This window comes from Minwuia thermotolerans (assembly GCF_002924445.1).
GTDB classification, from domain to species: domain Bacteria; phylum Pseudomonadota; class Alphaproteobacteria; order Minwuiales; family Minwuiaceae; genus Minwuia; species Minwuia thermotolerans.
Genome location: NZ_PIGG01000081.1, coordinates 88,249 through 105,557, shown reverse-complemented (window position 1 = coordinate 105,557; position 17,309 = coordinate 88,249). Strand labels below are relative to the sequence as shown.

General features: G+C 67.4%; 19 protein-coding genes and 1 pseudogene. 5 read left to right on the top strand and 15 right to left on the bottom strand.

Features of this window, described 5'->3' with window-relative positions; all coding sequences use genetic code 11:
* Positions 1 to 45: 45 nt before the first annotated feature.
* On the bottom strand, positions 46 to 1,191 hold the full coding sequence (gene rlmN, locus CWC60_RS22800) for a dual-specificity RNA methyltransferase RlmN (protein WP_109796284.1): 1,146 nt from the start codon (positions 1,189 to 1,191) through the stop codon (positions 46 to 48).
* 11 nt (positions 1,192 to 1,202) lie between these two features.
* Positions 1,203 to 1,691: an invasion associated locus B family protein gene (locus CWC60_RS22795; protein WP_109796208.1), complete on the bottom strand. Its 489-nt coding sequence runs from the start codon at positions 1,689 to 1,691 to the stop codon at positions 1,203 to 1,205.
* Positions 1,692 to 1,849: 158 nt separating this feature from the next.
* On the opposite strand from CWC60_RS22795, the gene CWC60_RS22790 reads away from it, so the two are divergent.
* Positions 1,850 to 3,025: an MFS transporter gene (locus tag CWC60_RS22790; protein ID WP_164516702.1), complete on the top strand. Its 1,176-nt coding sequence runs from the start codon at positions 1,850 to 1,852 to the stop codon at positions 3,023 to 3,025.
* 93 nt (positions 3,026 to 3,118) lie between these two features.
* On the opposite strand, the gene CWC60_RS22785 is transcribed toward CWC60_RS22790, so the two are convergent.
* The 6 genes from CWC60_RS22785 to CWC60_RS22760 all read right to left on the bottom strand — a co-directional run bounded on the left by CWC60_RS22785 (position 3,119) and on the right by CWC60_RS22760 (position 8,231).
* On the bottom strand, positions 3,119 to 3,865 hold the full coding sequence (locus tag CWC60_RS22785; RefSeq protein WP_109796206.1) for a HesA/MoeB/ThiF family protein: 747 nt from the start codon (positions 3,863 to 3,865) through the stop codon (positions 3,119 to 3,121).
* Between the two features lie 5 nt (positions 3,866 to 3,870).
* A complete protein-coding gene (locus CWC60_RS22780) occupies positions 3,871 to 4,611 on the bottom strand; it encodes a proteasome-type protease (protein WP_109796283.1) in 741 nt (246 codons plus the stop codon).
* A 61-nt stretch (positions 4,612 to 4,672) separates the two neighbouring features.
* Positions 4,673 to 5,662 (bottom strand): alpha-E domain-containing protein, encoded by a 990-nt coding sequence (locus CWC60_RS22775; protein ID WP_109796205.1) that lies wholly within the window; start codon positions 5,660 to 5,662, stop codon positions 4,673 to 4,675.
* Position 5,663: 1 nt separating this feature from the next.
* Positions 5,664 to 7,088 carry a circularly permuted type 2 ATP-grasp protein gene (locus CWC60_RS22770; protein ID WP_241147972.1) on the bottom strand — a complete coding sequence of 475 codons (1,425 nt, stop codon included), beginning with the start codon at positions 7,086 to 7,088 and terminating at the stop codon, positions 5,664 to 5,666.
* A gap of 130 nt (positions 7,089 to 7,218) precedes the next feature.
* A complete protein-coding gene (locus tag CWC60_RS22765) occupies positions 7,219 to 7,749 on the bottom strand; it encodes a GNAT family N-acetyltransferase (RefSeq protein WP_109796204.1) in 531 nt (176 codons plus the stop codon).
* Positions 7,734 to 8,231, bottom strand: a complete 498-nt coding sequence (locus CWC60_RS22760; protein WP_109796203.1) for a hypothetical protein — start codon at positions 8,229 to 8,231, stop codon at positions 7,734 to 7,736. The genes CWC60_RS22765 and CWC60_RS22760 overlap by 16 nt, the downstream gene beginning before the upstream one ends.
* A 136-nt stretch (positions 8,232 to 8,367) precedes the next feature.
* Between CWC60_RS22760 and ggt the strand changes: the two genes are divergently transcribed.
* Both ggt and CWC60_RS22750 read left to right on the top strand, forming a co-directional pair.
* Positions 8,368 to 9,987 (top strand): gamma-glutamyltransferase, encoded by a 1,620-nt coding sequence (ggt, locus tag CWC60_RS22755; RefSeq protein ID WP_206420110.1) that lies wholly within the window; start codon positions 8,368 to 8,370, stop codon positions 9,985 to 9,987.
* 115 nt (positions 9,988 to 10,102) lie between these two features.
* Positions 10,103 to 10,735, top strand: coding sequence for a hypothetical protein (locus CWC60_RS22750; protein WP_109796201.1), 633 nt, complete (start codon positions 10,103 to 10,105; stop codon positions 10,733 to 10,735).
* 19 nt (positions 10,736 to 10,754) lie between these two features.
* On the opposite strand, the gene cutA is transcribed toward CWC60_RS22750, so the two are convergent.
* The 3 genes from cutA to CWC60_RS22735 form a co-directional block, all read right to left on the bottom strand.
* Positions 10,755 to 11,081: a divalent-cation tolerance protein CutA gene (gene cutA, locus CWC60_RS22745; protein WP_109796200.1), complete on the bottom strand. Its 327-nt coding sequence runs from the start codon at positions 11,079 to 11,081 to the stop codon at positions 10,755 to 10,757.
* Positions 11,078 to 12,532, bottom strand: coding sequence for an amidase (locus tag CWC60_RS22740; RefSeq protein ID WP_109796199.1), 1,455 nt, complete (start codon positions 12,530 to 12,532; stop codon positions 11,078 to 11,080). The genes cutA and CWC60_RS22740 overlap by 4 nt, the downstream gene beginning before the upstream one ends.
* A gap of 86 nt (positions 12,533 to 12,618) precedes the next feature.
* A complete protein-coding gene (locus CWC60_RS22735; protein WP_109796198.1) occupies positions 12,619 to 13,374 on the bottom strand; it encodes a SpoIIAA family protein in 756 nt (251 codons plus the stop codon).
* 534 nt (positions 13,375 to 13,908) lie between these two features.
* Here CWC60_RS22735 and CWC60_RS24445 point away from each other — a divergent pair.
* Both CWC60_RS24445 and CWC60_RS22725 read left to right on the top strand, forming a co-directional pair.
* A pseudogene (locus CWC60_RS24445) lies at positions 13,909 to 14,445 on the top strand (RNA polymerase sigma factor).
* Positions 14,442 to 15,254: an anti-sigma factor family protein gene (locus CWC60_RS22725; protein ID WP_109796197.1), complete on the top strand. Its 813-nt coding sequence runs from the start codon at positions 14,442 to 14,444 to the stop codon at positions 15,252 to 15,254. The pseudogene CWC60_RS24445 and the gene CWC60_RS22725 overlap by 4 nt, the downstream one beginning before the upstream one ends.
* A gap of 31 nt (positions 15,255 to 15,285) precedes the next feature.
* Here the strand turns inward: CWC60_RS22725 and CWC60_RS22720 are convergent, their stop codons facing one another.
* From CWC60_RS22720 to CWC60_RS22705, 4 genes are read right to left on the bottom strand one after another with little or no spacing between them, the layout of a single operon-like run.
* Positions 15,286 to 15,750: a DUF2155 domain-containing protein gene (locus CWC60_RS22720; RefSeq protein ID WP_109796196.1), complete on the bottom strand. Its 465-nt coding sequence runs from the start codon at positions 15,748 to 15,750 to the stop codon at positions 15,286 to 15,288.
* A complete protein-coding gene (locus CWC60_RS22715) occupies positions 15,699 to 16,457 on the bottom strand; it encodes a class I SAM-dependent methyltransferase (protein ID WP_109796195.1) in 759 nt (252 codons plus the stop codon). The genes CWC60_RS22720 and CWC60_RS22715 overlap by 52 nt, the downstream gene beginning before the upstream one ends.
* Positions 16,454 to 16,903, bottom strand: a complete 450-nt coding sequence (gene mlaD / locus CWC60_RS22710) for an outer membrane lipid asymmetry maintenance protein MlaD (protein ID WP_109796194.1) — start codon at positions 16,901 to 16,903, stop codon at positions 16,454 to 16,456. Before mlaD ends, CWC60_RS22715 begins: the two co-directional genes overlap by 4 nt.
* 12 nt (positions 16,904 to 16,915) lie before the next feature.
* A complete protein-coding gene (locus CWC60_RS22705) occupies positions 16,916 to 17,266 on the bottom strand; it encodes an NADH:ubiquinone oxidoreductase subunit NDUFA12 (protein WP_109796193.1) in 351 nt (116 codons plus the stop codon).
* Positions 17,267 to 17,309: the final 43 nt, after the last annotated feature.

Genomic DNA, 17,309 nt, shown 5'->3' with positions numbered 1-17,309 from the left:
CCGGACATTATTCGGGGTCCAAGGGCGCCGACTTGAGTTGCAGGCCTAACCCGCTACGCCGGTCTTCTGGCGGCGTTCGCGTTCGCTGGCGGTCTTGAGCTGGCCGCAGGCGGCCATGATGTCCTGCCCGCGCGGGGTGCGCACCGGGCTGGAATAGCCGGCGTCGTTGACGATCTCCGCGAACTTGCGGATGGCCTCCGGCTTGGAGCACGCATAGGGCGCGCCGGGCCAGGGGTTGAACGGGATCAGGTTGACCTTGGACGGAATGCCCCTGATCAGGCGGACCAGTTCCCGCGCCTCGGCCGGGCTGTCGTTGATGCCGTCCAGCATCACGTATTCCCAGGTGATGCGCCGCGCATTGTTCGCCGCCGGATAGGTGCGGCAGGCGTCCATCAGCTCCCGGAGCGGGTGCTTGCGGTTGATCGGCACGAGCACGTCGCGCAGTTCGTCGTTCACCGCGTGCAGCGAGATCGCCAGATTGACCTCCAGCTCCCGGCCGCAGCGTTCGATCATCGGCACGACGCCCGAGGTCGAGAGCGTGATGCGCCGCTTCGAAATGGCGATGCCGTCGCCGTCCATGGCGATCTTCAGGGCGCGGGCGACGTTCTCGTAGTTCAGCAGCGGCTCGCCCATGCCCATCATGACGATATTGGAGATGTAGCGGTTGCCGTCCTTCGGCGTCGGCCATTCGCCGATGGTGTCGCGCGCGACCATCAGCTGGGCGATAATCTCGCCCGCGGTCAGGTTGCGCACCAGCTTCTGCGTACCCGTATGGCAGAAGGCGCAGGTCAGGGTGCAGCCGACCTGGCTGGAAACGCAGAGCGCGCCGCGGTCTTCCTCGGGGATATGCACCGTCTCGGCTTCGTGGCCGTCGCCGAAGCGCATCAGCCATTTGCGCGTGCCGTCGCTCGACTCCTGATAGTTCGTGACCTCCGGCCGGCCGATCACGAAGCGGTCGTCCAGGTCCGCCCGCCAGGCCTTGGAAATCGACGTCATCTCGTCGAAGGAGCGCGCGCCGCGGTGGTAGATCCAGTGGAAAAGCTGGCTGGCCCGCATCTTCACCTTGTCGGACCGCTCGCCGGCGTCCAGCAGAGCCCGGGCGATTCCGTCCCGGTCCAGACCGATCAGCGACGGCCGCCGGTCGAGGCCGGCGGAAAAGGCGCGGTCCGTGGCGCGGAAGTCCGGCGCGATAGCGGTATCGTTCACTGGCAGGCCTTGTCGATGGCGTTGGAGGCGGCGGTGAAGCCGAGCAGCGAATAGACGTCGACGGTGTGGGTGCCGCGGCTGGAATAGCCATCAATGCGCATGTCGCGTCCGGCCTTCATGTCGCGGATCATCGCCCGGTCGTCTTCCGGGTCCACCGTCCAGGCGCGCTCGCCGTCGGTGCTCATGCCGTACTCGCTGCTGCCGATCCTGGCGATGGCTTCGCGGTTTTCGGCGAAGGGATAGCCGACGATCATGCTGATCTCGCCCTGCACGCCTTCGGCGGGTCGGTGCGAGACGTAGAAGCGGATGTCGCCGCGGCGCACGTTCGACGGCTCCGTCGATTTCGGCGTCGAGGTGATGTAGCAGATGCGCACATCGCCCTCGCGGTAGACCCACGCCGACCAGTCACGGAAGTCGCCGATCTTCTGCGCCGCGTTCTGGGCCGACGCGACGCCCGACAGCAGGCCGGCCGCGACGGCAATCATGATGATTAGTGCCTTTCCCATGCGCGCAACATAGAGAGCGATTGCGGCAATTTCCAGCCAGCGTGAAGCCCGGCACATGGCGGCCCGCGGCGATCGGCGATTGTGCCGCCCGCCGGGCGCGGATAAACGGTCCCGACACCGTCACGGACCGCCATCCCTTGCAGCTTCATCCCAAATCCGCGCTCGGCGCCACGCTGGCCCTGCAGATCGTCGCCGCCGCCATCTTCACCACCGGGGCGGTGCTGGCGCCGGCGTTGCCCGTCAGCCTCGGACTGGACGAAGCCGGCATCGGCCTCTACGGCGCCATCACCTTTCTCGGCGCCATGTTCGGCTCCCCCATCGCCGCCGCCTTCATCGGCCGTCACGGGGCGATCCGGCTGACCCAGGCGGGCATGGTGATCTCGATCCTCGGGCTGTCGGCGCTCTACCTGGAGACCTATACCCTCGCGCTGGCCGGGGCGCTGCTGATCGGCCTCGGCTACGGACCCAATGCGCCGGGCGGCTCGCACCTGCTGGCCCGCCACGCGCCGCCACGGCGCCGCGGCCTCTTCTTCTCCGTCAAGCAGTCGGGCGTGCCCATCGTCGGCCTGATGGTCCCGGCGCTGGAGGATGCCTATGGCTGGCGCGTGGCCGCCGCGGCGGTGCTGCTTTTCGGCGGCGCCGTCCTGCTGGCGGTGCAGCCCTGGCGCGGCCGGCTGGACGTGGAGCGGCTGGCGCCGCCGAAGGGCGTGCGTCTCGGCCTGCGGGAGATCATCCCGCTGGACGGCATGCGCGCACATCCGCTGCTGCCCTTCATCTCCTTCACCGCCTTCGCCTACGGCGCGGGGCAGATGATCATGTTCACCTACACCGTCATCTTCCTGACCACGCGCGCCGGGCTGAGTCTCGTCGAGGCCGGCCAGGCCTTCGCAGTGATGCAGGCCACCAGCTTCGCCATGCGCATCTTCGCCGGCTGGCTGAACGACCGCTGGCGCCGCCCGCGCCCGCTGCTGGCCGGCTTCGGCGCGGTCACGGCGGTGGGCGTGACCCTGCTCGCCGGGGTCGGACCCGACACGGCCCATGCGGCGATCCTGGGCATCGCCGCGCTCTGCGGCGCGGCGGCCGCGGGCTGGAACGGCGTCTACCTGGCCGAGGTCGCGCGCATCGTGCCCCAGGACAAGGTGGCGGCCGCGACCGGCGCCACGGTCTTCTGCACCTATTTCGGGCTCGTTGTGGGGCCGGCGCTGTTCGGCATGGCCGTCGCCGGCCAGGGCTACGCCTTCGCCTATGGCGGACTGGCGCTGGCCTCGCTCATCGGCGCGGCGGCGGTCTTCGCCCGCAAGCCCGTAGCCTGAATTCCTGGCAAGAGGCCGACCCCCCGCTCTGCTTTCCCCCTTGGCCAAGGGGGAGGATGCTTCCGCGTCAGCGGAACCGGGAGGGGGTCCGATCTACCCGCCACCGCAGAGCGGGCATTCGGGATCGGGCTTCACCTTGATGCGGCGGAAGCTGGCGGACAGGCCGTCATAGATCAGCAGCCGCCCGGTCAGCCCCTCGCCCAGATCCAGCAGTTCCTTGATCGTCTCGGTCGCCTGCAGGCTGCCCATCACGCCGACGATGGCGCCCAGCACGCCGTCGCGGGCGCAGGTCTGTTCCTCGGGCGGGATGTCGCGGTAAAGGCAGCGATAACAGGGATTCTCCGGCTCCCAGCCGCGCCAGGTGGCGATCTGGCCGTCGAAACGCAGCACCGCCGCTGAGACCAGCGGCCGGTGCGCGGCGAAACAGGCGTCGTGGACGGCGAAACGGGTGGCGAAATTGTCCGATCCGTCGCAGACGATGTCGTAGCCCTCGACCAGGTCGCGGGCGTTGGCGCCTTCGATCCGGGTGCGGTGTTCGACGATGCGGACGTCCGGATTGATCCTGCGCACCGCGCGGACGGCGCTCTCGGTCTTGGCGAGGCCGAGATCGTCGCCGCCATGCAGCACCTGGCGCTGCAGGTTCGACAGGGCGACCGTGTCGTCGTCGACGACGCCGATGGTGCCCACGCCCGCCGCGGCGAGATACATGATCAGCGGCGAACCGAGACCGCCGGCGCCGATCGCCAGCACCTTCGCGCGGAGCAGCTTCTGCTGGCCGGCGCCACCGACCTCCTTGAGCACGATGTGGCGGGCGTAACGCTCGATCTGGACATCGTCCATGGCGCTCAACCGTCCAGTGGAACGTCGGCGATACCGCGATAGGCGCTGCGCAGGGCCTCCGACCAGCGGTGCCGGATATCCTCGAAATACGGATCGCCCTCGGCGATGCGGCGCTCGATATACTCGCCCGGATGGTTGCGGCGGTAGACCATGAGGTCCAGCGGCAGACCGACCGACATGTTGGAGCGCAGCGTCGAATCCATGGAAATCAGGCAGACCTTCGCCGCCTCCTTCACCGGCACCCCGAAGCTCATGACCCGGTCAAGGATCGGCTTGCCGTACTTGGTCTCGCCGATCTGGAAGAAGGGCGTGTCCTCCGTCGCCTCGATGAAATTGCCCTCGGCGTAGATCTGGTAGAGTCTGAGCTTGCGCCCGGCGATCTGGCCGCCCAGCAGGAACGTGGCGTTGAAGCCGTGCGCGCCCTGCTCCAGCGACGGGCCGTCGACCTCGCGGACGTCGCGGATCGCCGCGCCGACCAGCCGGGCGACGGCGAACATGCTGGGGGCGCCGAGGATGGTCTCGCCGGGATCGACCGAGTTGTCTTCCATCCGCTCTTCCAGCAGTCCCACCACGGCCTGGGTTACGGCGAGATTGCCCGCCGACATCAGCGCCACCAGCCGCTCGCCCGGGCGCTTCCAGATCTTGAGCTTGCGGAAGGTGGAAATGTGGTCGATCCCGGCATTGGTGCGGGTGTCGGCCAGCATCACCAGCCCTTCCGCCGTCAACGTCCCGACGCAATAGGTCACCGCGGCGCATCCTCCGAGCATGAACAGGAAACAGGCCGCCTGATTAACGCAATCCGGCGGACTACGCCATGGATTGCGACTGGCTCTGGGTCTCGCCCTGCTCCTCCGGCACCAGCAGGAAGTCCCGCTGTATCTGCGCACCGATCTCGATGTTGCGGTCGACGATGCTGGTCAGGAATTCGTGCAGTCCGATCAGGTTGAATATCTCGTCGATGGTGCCGTACTTGATCTCGGCGTGGACGCGGCCGGCCATTCTCAGGCTGGGCAGCGAGCGGCCGTAGTCGCCCGACAGATCTTCCAGGTTCCGCATGATCTCGTCATAGCAGCTCCGGATCGAGCGCGGCATCTCGTCCCTGAGAATCAGCAATTCCGCCACGCGGATGGATCGGACCGCTTCGCCGAACAGCCGCCGGTAGTTGACATGCGCCGAAACCGACTGGAGCAGCGCCGTCCACTGATAGTAGTCAGCGGCGCCGCCGAGCGGGACGCCCTCGGGCAGGATCAGGTGGTACTTCACATCCAGGATCCGCGCGGTGGAATCGGCCCGTTCGACGAAGGTGCCGATGCGCAGGAAGTTGTAGAGGTCGTCGCGGATCATGGTGCCGGCGATGGCGCCGCGCACCAGATGGGAACGCTGCTTGACCCAGTCGAAGAACTCCGAGCGGCCGCGGCGCTCCATGGCCTCGACATCCATGTCCCGGATGCCGTGCCAGGTGTCGTTGACCGCCTCCCACAGTTCGCGCGTGATGGTATGCCTCTGGGCGCGCATGCTTTCGCGCGCGTTCTTCAGGCAGTTGTAGATGCTGGAGGGATTGTCGCCGTCGAAGGCGATGAAATGGATGGCATCGGCCTCGGTGACGGAGTTGTATTTTTCGAGGTAGAGCGGCTCGGTGCCCGAAGCGATCAGGACCGAAAGCCATTCGCCGCCATCCTCCGCCTTCATCGGCATCAGCGACATGCGCACGGCCACTTCCATCAGACGGGCCAGGTTTTCGGCCCGCTCGACATAGCGGGAGGCCCAGTAGACGTCGTCTGCGGTACGGCTCAGCATCTCAGTCCTCCAGCACCCAGGTGTCCTTCGTGCCGCCGCCCTGGCTGGAATTGACCACCAGCGAGCCTTTCTTCATGGCCACGCGCGTCAGCCCGCCCGGCACGATGCGGACCTCGTCCGCTCCCGTCAGCACGAACGGCCGGAGGTCCACATGCCGCGGCGCCACGCCTTCCTCGACGAAAGTGGGGCAGGTCGACAGCGCCAGCGTCGGCTGGGCGATGAAGCCGTCCGGATCCGCTTCGATGCGTTTCAGATAGGCTTCCTGCTCGGGCTTCGTCGACTTCGGCCCCACCAGCATGCCGTAGCCGCCGGAGCCGTGGACCTCCTTCACCACCAGTTCGCCCAGGTGTTCGCGGATGTATTTCAGGTCGTCCGCGCGGCGGCCCATGTAGGTCGGCACGTTCTTCAGCGCCGGCTCCTGCCCGAGGTAGAACCGCACCATCTCCGGTACGTAGACGTAGATCGCCTTGTCGTCGGCGACGCCGTTGCCGATGCCGTTGGCGATCGCGACGTTGCCGGCGCGATAGGCCTCCACCAGGCCGCGCACGCCCAGCATGGATTCGGGGTTGAAAGCATCCGGGTCCAGGAAGGCGTCGTCGATGCGGCGGTAGATGACGTCGACCCGCTTCGGCCCGCGGGTCGTACGCATGTAGACCACGTTCTCGCTGACGAAGAGATCCGCGCCCTCGACCAGTTCGACGCCCATCCGGTCGGCCAGGAAGGCGTGCTCGAAATAGGCCGAGTTGAAGCGGCCCGGCGTCAGCACCACGACCTGCGGCGTGCCGGACTGATTGGGCGAGACCGACATCAGACTCTGGCGCAATTCGTCGGGATAGTGGTCCACGGGCCGGACGCGATGGCGCATGAACAGCTCCGGGAACAGGCGCATTTCCGCCTCCCGGTTGCCCAGCATGTAGGACACACCCGAGGGCGTGCGGACATTGTCCTCCAGAACCACGAATTCGCCGTCGACGCAGACCATGTCGACGCCGGCGATGTGCGCGTGAACACCTGCAGGGGGCTCGACCCCCCGCATCTGCGGCAGGTAGGCGTCGTTGGCCTCGATGATCTCCCTGGGCACCACGCCCGCGGCGATAATCTCCTGGGCGCCATAGATATCGGAAAGGAAGGCGTTGATGGCGCGGACGCGCTGTTCCATTCCCTTCGCCATCTCGTCCCACTGCGCGCCGGTCAGCACCCGGGGGACGATGTCATAGGGGATGAGACGTTCGGGATCTCCGCCCTCGCCGTAGACCGCGAAGGTGATCCCCAGCCGGCGGAAGAGAAATTCCGCCTCCTGCCGCTTCTGTTCGAAGAGCTCGGTGGGCGTCTGTTCGAGCCAGTCGCGGAGATTGGCGTAGGCCGCGCGGACGTCCCCTTCCGGCGTCCACATCTCGTCGAAGGTCGCGGAACTGTCTTCTGTCATTGGCCCCCCTTCATCGCAAAGGACGTGGCTGCCGGCCGCCGCCCTTCAACGGGCAACAACGTCGCACGCGAACTTCGAAATCATGATTCCATGCGCCGCCGCGCTTGTCGTGGCGCAATTTTGGGCAGTGTCAGAACTCGAGCTGCATGTAGGCGACATCCAGCCAGCGCTCGAACTTGAAGCCGATGCGCCGGGCGACGCCGAACGGCGCGAAACCGGCTGCGCCGTGCAGCGCCACGGAAGCGCGATTGACCCCGGGGTCGCCGATCACCGCGATCACGCTGCGGAAACCATCAGCGCGAAGCCGGTCCAGCAAGGCCCCGAGCAGCAGCCGTCCGGCGCCGTGGCCGGTCGCGCCCGGGTGGAGGTAGATGGAATCCTCGGCCGTGAAGCGATAGGCCGGCCGCGGCCGGTAGGCACCGGCATAGGCGTAGCCGATGACCTCGCCCTGACGTTCCGCCGTCAGCCAGGGAAAACCGCTCTCCCGATAACCGGCGAAGCGCCGGCGCATCTCGGCCTGCGAGGGCGCCTCCAGTTCGAACGACGCCGTACCTGTCTCGACCCAGTGGGCATAGATGGCGGTGATCGCGGCCATGTCGTCATCGCGCGTGTCGCGGACCCGCACGTCGCCCGCGGCCGGCGGGGTCAGTTCGCGTTCCATGGCGCCATGCCGTACAGCCGGAGTTCCTGGAAGGCTCGGTCGGGGAATACCGTCGGCAGTTCCCCGATCAGGACCTCCCCGCCCAGTTCCTCCCCCAGTCGCGTCAGGGCCCGGCGGTCGCCGTCGTCCAGTCCGGCCAGAGCCTTGTCCAGAGGGTGAAGGACAAGGATCGGACTGAAGAACCGTCTGGGCCGGCCCGGCCGGATCAGGCCGCGCAACCGGACGGCGGCGGCGCGGATGTCGACGGGTACGCCATAGGAATTGAAGACGGCCTGTTCGTCGTCCGCCCAGGTTCGCCCGGCCTCGAAGACACGGCCTACCGGGCTGCCACGGAAAATCTCCACCCGTGCCCCGGCCTGACGCAACCGGATATAGATAATGTCGCGATAGCGCCGCGGCAGACGCACCTCCAGCCGCGGCAGCAGGACGGCGAGAATCAGCAGGGCGCCGATGACGGCGGCGGCGACGAAGATCGGCGGCACGGACGCTCCTATGCCGGAGGATGATCGCGATGGTTGCCGATCCCGCGGCAGGCCGCAAGTTTCGCCGTCACATGATTGCCGGCGGCCATGGACCTTTGGCACACTGCGAATCCGGACGGCGCAAGGGGAGGTATCCATGGCTGCCAGACACAGGGCCATGATCGTGACGGCACAGCCAGAGGCCTCGGAAGCCGGCGCCGAAGTGCTGATGCGCGGCGGCAACGCCGTCGACGCGGCCATGGCGGCGGCCCTGGTGCAGGGCGTGGTCGACCCGCAGATGTGCGGCATCGCCGGCTTCGGCTCCTGTCAGATCTACATGCCCCGGCGCGGCGTCCACACCTTCATCGACTTCCACGGCAAGACGCCGAAGGCGGCCCGGCCCGACATGTGGACCGACATCATCGAGGGCGAGACGCGGGACGGCTTCGGCTTCGTGCTGAAGGACAAGGTCAACGATCTCGGCTATCAGGCCGTGACCACGCCGGGCAGCCTGAAGGCCTATCACGAGGCGGCGAGCGAGTTTGGCACCTGGGACTGGGCCGACATCTGCGCGCCCGCCGTGGCCCAGGCGGAACAGGGCTTCATCGTCCGCCCGCATGTCGACTTCTGGTGGCATTCGGGCGCCAGCTTCGGCCGCGCCGACGTCACCGACCGGCTCGCCTTCTCGAAAACCGGGCGCGAGGCCTATTTCCGCGCCGACGGCTCGATCAAGCGGATCGGCGACCATGTCGCCAACCCGGATCTCGCGAAGACGCTGAAGCTGATCGCCGAGAAGGGGCCGGAAGTGTTCTACGAGGGCGAGATCGCCGAACGAATCGCCGAGGATTTTCGCACCAATGGCGGGTTGCTGTCCTTTGAAGACCTGAAGGACTACCGCACGACGCGGTTCGATCCGCTGCACTTCGCCTATCGCGGCTGGGAACTCGCCACCAATCATCCGCCGGGCGGCGGCATCATGCTCAACGAGATGATGAACATCCTCGGTCACTTCGACCTCGCGGAGATCGGCCACAACACGGTCGAGTACATCCGCGTCGTCGCCGAGGCGATGAAGGTCGCGACCTCCGACAAGGACAATCACGTCGGCGATCCGGCCTTCTACGACGTACCGGTCCAACGGCTGACCTCCGACCTGCATGCCGAGGCCGCCGCGCGCCGCATCCAGGCGGGCGAGATGCACCATGTCGAGCGCATCGGCATGGAGGAATCGAAGCAGACGACCCACGTCGCCGTGATCGACGCCGACGGCAACGCGGTGACCATGACCCATTCGCTGGGGATGCCCTCGGGCGTCATCACCGACGGTCTCGGCTTCATGTACAACGGCTGCATGGCGGTCTTCGACCCGAGGCCCGGCCGCGCCGGCTCGATCGCGCCCGGCAAGTCGCGCTTCAGTTCGGTCTGCCCGACGCTCGGCTTTCGCGACGGCGACCTGCGGCTGGCAATCGGCGCACCCGGCGGCACCCAGATCGCCATGGGAGTGATGCAGGCGACGCTGAACGTCATCGACCACGGCATGACCATGACCGAGGCCGTCTCGGCGCCGCGTTTCTCCGCCACCTCCGACATCATCGATATCACCAACCGCATCCCCCGCTACGTCCAGCGGGAACTGGAAGAACTGGGCTACGAGGTGGTGCGCAACCCGCTGAACTTCGACATCGGCGCCGTGCACGGCATCCGGCTGACCGAGGACGGCCGGCTCGATGGCGGGGCCGATCCCGGCCATGACGGCGTCGCCATCGGAGTCGAATAGACGCGGCCCACCGACGCAGCCGGCGGTGATCTTCCTGTGACCGGCCTTCCTCCGCGGAAATCCACACCCATCTGCGTGTCAGTATGGCGTCCCGGTCGTAGCGCAGGAGGTGTAGATGAGGGTCCTGATTCTGGTACTGATGTGTCTGGCCCCGCTGCTGGCGAAAGCCGGCGGGCTGCCGCCGGAAGGCGAAGTCCGCACCCACAGGGGCGTCGACCTGGTCGGCACCACCTATGCCGACCGTGACAGCGAGGATTTCTTCCGCGTCGCCGGGATGGCGGTCGACATGGTCCGCTCCCTGCCCCGGGCGGAGTGGAACCGCAGCGGACTGATCCGGAAGATCATCTACAACCCGCCTTCGAAATACCGCGACATCGATGACGAGACCGCGCACTTCACCGGCGTCTACTACCCCGAGCCCATGAACCGGTGGCCGGCGCCCATGCTGATGAACCGCAGCGCCCGATACGCCTCCGCCCTCGAACTGGCGCTAGCCATTGTCAGCGCCGGCATCCTGGCCGACGATCACCGGAAATATGTCGACATGTCCGGCAGCGCGACCGGGCGCGAGAGCGGCGAATACCGCCAGCTCCGCCTGCTGATGACCAAGTCGGCGTCCGCGGACGTCCAGCTCTCGGCGGACTGCCGGAACCTGATCGCGGTCTACAATGCGCTGCGCATCCTCAACCCGCAGTCGATGGAACTCAATCAGCGGGTCCGCGAGATCAACGACCGCGGCTGCCGCTGACAGCCGGGGGGGGCGCGGCTCAGGCGCCGTCCGTCTCCTCGACGATCCATTGCAGGTAGTCGTCGTTCACCATCGCGATCGGCAGGCCGATGATCGCGGGCGTCTCGTAGGGATGCAGTTCCCTGACCGCCGCGACGAGCCGGTCGAACAGGGCGGCGCGGGTCTTCAGCACCAGAGGCACCTCCGGTTCCCGCTCCACCTTGCCCTTCCAGTGATACGCACTCTCGATCGGCGCCATGACGTTGGCGCAGGCGGCCAGACGCCTCTCGATCACGGCATCGGCGATCCTGTCCGCCGTCGCCTTGTCGGGACAGTTGATCCAGACGTCGACAGCTTCCGCCTTCATGCCAGACCTTCGGGCGCCCGGAAGCCGCCCATGATCTGTTCCAGCGTCGCGGCGACCGCGAGCGTGCGGCGGTCGCCCATCTCCGGCCCGACGATCTGCACGCCGACCGGCAGGCCGTCGTCCGACGGGCCCGCCGGATAGACCGTCGCCGGCAGGTAGCTGACACCGGTGAAGCCGGCCCAGAAGAGCTGCTGGAAATAGGGCACGGACTTCCCGTTGACCGTGAGCTGGCGGGCGTTGAGATCCTCGGATTCGTCGTGCGGGAAGGCCGGCACGGCGGCGACGGGGCAGAGCAGCACGTCAAAACGGTCGAAGAACGCCGCCCAGGCCCAGCGCATCCGCGTCCGCGCCTCGTTCAGCCGAGTCCAGTCGCGGTGACGCATGGTCTGGGCCCGCAGCAGCATGGCGCGTCCGCTGGCGTCGTCGTCGGGCAGGGCATCGAGCTGTCTCAGGTTCTCCGCGAACACGTCTTCGGGCTGCCGCGCCGCCAGGGCGGCGTGGAGCAGCTGCATGTAGGTCTCGTGGCACGCCCGCGGCTCGAAATCGGGCCGGGCCTTGTCGTCCACTTCGGCGCCCGCATCGGCGAGCGCCTTCGCCGCCGCCTCGATCCGCGCCTTCACGCGTTTGTCGACCGGCGCCATCGGATCGTCGGACCAGAGCGCCACCTTCAGCCCCTTCGCGCCGTGGTAGCCCGGCTGCGGCAGGTCGAGTTTCCAGCCCGGCGCATGCGGCCGGTCCGCGCCCGCCGTGAGATCCAGCGCCAGTTCCAGGTCCGCGGCCGACCGCGCCAGCGGCCCGACCACCGAAATGTCCGTGGGCGTCAGCGCACCAGCCAGCGAATGCCCGCGCATGGGCACGATTCCCCAGGTGGGCTTGTGGCCGAAGACGCCACTGTAATGCGCGGGATTGCGGATCGAACCGCCAATGTCGGAGCCGTATTCCAGCGCCGAGAAGCCGGCCGCCAGCGCCGCCGCGCCGCCGCCCGAGGAGCCGCCGGGCGTATGGCCGGCCCGCCAGGGGTTGTGGGTGGTGCCATAGACCGGGTTGTAGCTCTGGAAGTCAGCCAGCATGACGGGGATGTTGGTCTTGCCGAAGATCACCGCGCCGGCGTCCTTCAGGCGCTTCACGACCACGCTGTCGGCCTTCGCGCGGTTGTCGCGGAACGCCTCGACGCCCCAGCAGGTCGGCAGCCCCTCGATGTCGAAGCTCTCCTTCACCGTCATCGGCAGGCCGTGCAGCGCGCCCCAGTTCTCGCCCCTGGCGCGGGCCGCGTCGGCCTCCCGGGCCCGGTCGCGGGCGCGCTCGAAGTCGCGGACGACGACGGCATTGATGGCGTCGTCGTGACGCTCGACGCGGCCGATGTAGTGATCGAGCAGTTCCAGCGCGCCGACCTCGCCGCGGGCGATGGCCCCGCTCAGTTCCCGCGCCGTCTTCCAGGCCATGCCGGTCATCGTTCCCTCCCGCGCTGCCGGTTTCGGCACGCATCATTGCAGAATGCGAAGCATTCCGACCAGTTCCGATGCGCCGAATCCTGAAATCAGGAGCGCAGCCAGGCCCAGGCCTGATCCTCGTCGTCGCGGTCGAATGAACGGATTTCCATCGGCAGGACGTGTTCGGCGGCCTCCACGGCGCGCTTCATCCAGTCGCTGGCCCCGACCAGGGCGTATCTGCGCACGTGCCGGATCGCACCGATCTTCGCCGAAAACAGCGAGCCCGAGACCAGCATCGCCGGATCGAAGCCCTCGTAGTCGTGCAGGCGGACGAACAGGTCGATACGCCGGCCGCTGGCCGTCGCTTCGCGCAGCGGTCCGACGATCGTGTCGATATCGCCCGGCGTGACGCGGCCATTGATCTCGAAGGCCAGCACGCCTTCCTCGCGCGGCTCGATCCGGCGGACCGCCTTCCGCGGTTGCGCCGGCGCCGCCGGGACGTCGGAGGCGAAGGCCATCGCGGCGTCCCGCGAGGCCGAATCGTAGGCGCGGAACTCGACCGCGGCGACGGATCGGTTGAGAAAGCGCACGATCGCGCTGACGAACTTCTTGTCGGAGACGGCGGCGACATGGGGGAAACGCTCCCACATCGACAGCATCTCCATCTCGAAGCGGATGTCCTCGGCGATGGCGTCGCCGGTAACGTCGGACAGGCCGGTCAGATCCACGAACAGGCCGAGGGCCTCGTGCCGCTCCAGCCTGGCGCGGCAGGCGCTTTCGATGGCCTGGATGTCCTCCCGCGTGACCGTGCCCGAAAGCTCGATGGCGAGAACGTCGTCGGGGGCGTCGAGGATGGCGTACATGGCGGAATTCCCGTGCTGCCGTTGCTGACAGCCAGGGATATGCGCTCACGGGCCGCGGCGTTCAACGCGCCCGCCGGAAAAGAAAGGCCCCCGCCCCGGCAGGGATTCGGGACGAGGGCCGGAAGGCAATCGGGGGATCACGCGGAACCGATTTCGTGATCCCCCGACCGCAGGGTGGGTCTCAAGGCAATGGCCCGGCCGTTGGTGTCCCACCCAGCGGCTCTCTGTAAGGTCAGGCCGGCGGCACTCGGGCGTGAGAACAATACCGCCGGCCTGAAACGCCCCCGACCCCGATCGGTGGCGCGTTCTGTCCTTCGCCGCTGCCGGCCTGTGGTCCGCGCTGGCCGGCAGGGCCTTCGGCGCTTGCCGTGAAACGCGTGACATGGGAACAATCAATCAATTCCGGATTGCGCCCGCCGACTGCGTGGAGGGGGCCCGAAGCGAAAGCGGGATTTGTGATCTTCGCCATGTGCCACCCTCCGATAAGCTGTCACCCCGTCAACAACCCACCCCGCCGGCCTATTCGGTTACCCTATGAGCGAAGATGATCACGAAAGCGTGAGCGACGGCCTGGCGGCGAATCTATCCCGCCTCTGGCGCTATGCGCTCGTGCTCAGCCGTGATCACGCGACCGCCGAGGATCTGGTGCAGGCGACCTGCCTGCGGGCCCTTGAGCGCCGGGATCAGTACCGCGCGGGCACCAACCTCCGGGCCTGACTGTTCACCATCCTGTCCTCGATCTGGAAAAATCATCTCCGCGCCGAGCGGGTGCGGCAGGGGGCGGGATTCGCCGATCCCGAAACCGCGCTGGTCGCCGATGGCGAAGGCGAGATGGAAATGAATAATCTGCTGCGGCGGGTGTTGATTGAGGTCGAAAGACTGCCGGAAGCGCAGCGGCAGACCGTCACCCTGGTCTATGCGGAAGGGTTTACCTACCGGGAAGCCGCGCGAATTCTGGACGTCCCCATCGGAACCATCATGTCCCGGCTTGCAACGGCACGATCCATGCTTGCAGGCCTGAAGGAGTCGCCGTCCGCGACCCCGCCAATGGAGGAAGACGAGCGGGAATGACCGCCAGTGCCGACAATGCGATGCTTGGGGACGAGGAGCTTGTCGCCTTCCTCGATGGCGAACTGCCGCTCGAAGAGCGCCGCCGGGTCAACCGCGCTCTCGCCGAATCGGCCGATGCGCGCCAGCGGCTGGAGCGCCTGCGCACCGGCGACCGGCCCTTCCGTGAAGCCTTCGACCTGCTGGAGCGGCAGGCGCCGATGGACCGGCTGCGTCCCATGCTGGCCGAGGCCGAACGCCGCGCCGGCGCATCCGCGTCGCCCGCCGCCGGCGGCCGCGCGCCGATGGCTGCGGCGGCCGCCATCCTGCTGGCTCTGGTCGGCGGCTTCGCCGGCGGCATACTGTTGCAGCCGGAACCGGGCGAAGTGGCCCGGACCGCGCCGGTCGAAGCGCCGGCTGAGCGCGGCTGGCGACAGGCCGTCGCAGATTACCAGAGCCTGTTCACGACCGAATCCCTCACGCCTTATCAGGGCGGCGATTCCGGTATCGAGCTGGCAAGCGCCACGGTCGGCCTGGAGCTGAAACGGCTGGCGCAGAACACGGATGAGCTCAATTTCCGACGCGTGCAGGTGCTGCGATTCAACGGCAAGCCGCTGATCCAGTTTGCCTTTCTCAGCGCCGACGGCATCCCGGTGTCATTCTGCGTCATTCCGTCAGGCAACGAACCCGCGCCGGAGAGCTTCGAGACCCGCAACGACATGGGCGTAGTCCACTGGGTCGAGGACGGCTTCGGCTACATGGTCATCGGCGGCATGCCGCAGGAGCGCCTGTTCGACGTCGCGCACCAACTGAAGATGCGCCTGCCGGCCTGAACCGTCGGCGGGGCCGGGTCCTGCGAAGTTTCTAATCCGTGGTCACGGCGTCATCCGCCGCCGGCGCATTTTCGGCGGCGGATTCGGCGTTTTCCGGCATCCGGCAGCCGATGGCCCAGAGTCCGTAGACCGGATGCTCCAGCGAGTTCAGAGACGGCATGGACGCCAGCATCCAGCCGTCGAAGACCACGGCGCGCGGCCGGTCGGCGGCGTCGTCCTCGACATGCAGCAGGACGAAGGATTCGGGCTGTTCGAACAACGGACGGCTGCGGCAATAGCGGGCGGTGATCTCCAGCGTGCCGAAACGCATGGTCTCGCCGATCGGGATTTCCAGGTCGGTGGTTTCGGCGGTGATCTTGTCAAGCACGCGCAGCACGGCGGTGTGGCCGACCGGACGATCGGGCGACGGGGCGGGTTGCGCGACGGCGGCGGCGGCGAGCAGGCTCAGCCCGGCAAGGACGCCGAAAAGCGCAGTCTGACGTAGTCGGCGGTCCATCTTCCCTCGCTGTCGCAGAGGCTGGGCCTCAGCAGTTCCACGGCCTCGGCGCGGGCCTCGGCGCGCTGGTCGGCCGGCAGGGCCTTGAAGAACGCCTCGCCGAATGTGTCCATCCAGCCGCCGACATCGGTCGGCAGCAGGGTCGGACGCGGTATCAGTTCGGCGGTGTGGACCTCGAAGCCCTGCGCCGTCAGCAGGGATCCATATTCCTCGGGCGTGGGGAAATACCATGGCGAGAACGAGGCGCCATCGAGGCCGCGCGCATTGAGCACCGCGATCATGGCGGTCTTGCACGCGGCGACGTTGGTGTGGCCGCCGAACTCGCCGACGAACCGTCCGCCCGGCTTCAGCGCCCGTTTCACGCCGGCGACGACCTCCGCCGGCCGCAGCATCCAGTGCAGCGCCGCGTTGGAGAAGACCGCGTCGAACTCCGCCTCGAAGGTCAGCGCATGACCGTCCATGACATGCGCGTCCAGGCCCTTTTCCCGGGCGACGCGGATCATGTCCTCGCCGGCGTCGACGCCAACGACCTCGCAGCCCATTTCGACGAGCTTCTCGGTCAGATAGCCGTCGCCGCAGCCGAGATCGAGGATGCGCTCGCCGTTCTGCGGCCGCAGCAGCTCTACCACCGGCATGCCCAGCACGGCCACGAATCCGGCGTTCTTCTGGTAACGGTCGGACTGCCAGTCCTGCGGCTGCCCGCTCATTCCGACTTGCCGCTGGAATAGATCGCCTGGCCGACCAGGTCGATCAGGTTCACCGATCCCTGGGCGAAGCGGAAATTGTCGCCCGCCGCCATATTGTCGATCCCGCCGCCCGGCTCGACCGACAGATAGGAATCGCCCATCAGGCCCTCGGTCAGGATCCGGATGGCCGAATCCTCGGGAATGTCGACGCCCTTGCGCACGTTGATGCGCACCACGGCGAGCAGACTGGACGGTTCCAGTTCCGTGGAGATGACGGAACCGATCTTGATGCCGCTCATGCGCACGTCGGCGCCGACGTTCAGGCCGTCGATCTTGTCGAACTTGGCCGTCAGCGGATAGCCGGACGTGGGCGCGATATCCGCGGTCCGGTAGGCGAAGATGATGAAGATCGCGGCGATGGCGAGCACCACCGCGCCGATCACTGTCTCGAGGACATTGCTGACCATGATCCGCGCTCCTTACCGGTCGGGCGACCAGGCTTCATAGTCGGCGTCCGACGGGTCCCGTTCCGCCCGGCGCGTGACATGACCCTTCGGACGATAGGCGTGCGGCGTGCCCGTCAGATTGGGAACGTGCGGCCTTTCCCAGTCATAGACGATCGAATCGCCCTCCTTCGGGGCCGCATCGACGGTATGGTGCAGCCAGGCGTTCCACATCGGCGGCACCTTCGAGCCCTCGTCGATCCCCTTGTAGACGACCCAGCGGCGGCCCGCTTCCTTGCGGTCCTCGTAGTAGGCGTTGCCGAACTGGTCCTCGCCGACCTTCCTGCCGCGCCGCCAGGTCATGAAACGGGTGAACATGTTGGGCATGAGCTTTCGGGACTCCCTGATGCGTGGGGCGGAATATGCCGAA

What these genes read in the sequence shown, in the direction of transcription:
- CWC60_RS22795 (WP_109796208.1), bottom strand. Translation starts at nt 1,691, where the DNA reads ATGATTGCCGTCGCGGCCGGCCTGCTGTCGGGCGTCGCGTCGGCCCAG.
- CWC60_RS22750 (WP_109796201.1), top strand. Translation starts at nt 10,103, where the DNA reads ATGAGGGTCCTGATTCTGGTACTGATGTGTCTGGCCCCGCTGCTGGCG.
- CWC60_RS22705 (WP_109796193.1), bottom strand. Translation starts at nt 17,266, where the DNA reads ATGCCCAACATGTTCACCCGTTTCATGACCTGGCGGCGCGGCAGGAAG.
- CWC60_RS22765 (WP_109796204.1), bottom strand. Translation starts at nt 7,749, where the DNA reads ATGGAACGCGAACTGACCCCGCCGGCCGCGGGCGACGTGCGGGTCCGC.
- CWC60_RS22740 (WP_109796199.1), bottom strand. Translation starts at nt 12,532, where the DNA reads ATGACCGGCATGGCCTGGAAGACGGCGCGGGAACTGAGCGGGGCCATC.
- CWC60_RS22725 (WP_109796197.1), top strand. Translation starts at nt 14,442, where the DNA reads ATGACCGCCAGTGCCGACAATGCGATGCTTGGGGACGAGGAGCTTGTC.
- mlaD (WP_109796194.1), bottom strand. Translation starts at nt 16,903, where the DNA reads ATGGTCAGCAATGTCCTCGAGACAGTGATCGGCGCGGTGGTGCTCGCC.
- cutA (WP_109796200.1), bottom strand. Translation starts at nt 11,081, where the DNA reads ATGAAGGCGGAAGCTGTCGACGTCTGGATCAACTGTCCCGACAAGGCG.
- ggt (WP_206420110.1), top strand. Translation starts at nt 8,368, where the DNA reads ATGGCTGCCAGACACAGGGCCATGATCGTGACGGCACAGCCAGAGGCC.
- CWC60_RS22735 (WP_109796198.1), bottom strand. Translation starts at nt 13,374, where the DNA reads ATGTACGCCATCCTCGACGCCCCCGACGACGTTCTCGCCATCGAGCTT.
- CWC60_RS22720 (WP_109796196.1), bottom strand. Translation starts at nt 15,750, where the DNA reads ATGGACCGCCGACTACGTCAGACTGCGCTTTTCGGCGTCCTTGCCGGG.
- CWC60_RS22770 (WP_241147972.1), bottom strand. Translation starts at nt 7,088, where the DNA reads ATGACAGAAGACAGTTCCGCGACCTTCGACGAGATGTGGACGCCGGAA.
- CWC60_RS22775 (WP_109796205.1), bottom strand. Translation starts at nt 5,662, where the DNA reads ATGCTGAGCCGTACCGCAGACGACGTCTACTGGGCCTCCCGCTATGTC.
- CWC60_RS22715 (WP_109796195.1), bottom strand. Translation starts at nt 16,457, where the DNA reads ATGAGCGGGCAGCCGCAGGACTGGCAGTCCGACCGTTACCAGAAGAAC.
- CWC60_RS22785 (WP_109796206.1), bottom strand. Translation starts at nt 3,865, where the DNA reads ATGGACGATGTCCAGATCGAGCGTTACGCCCGCCACATCGTGCTCAAG.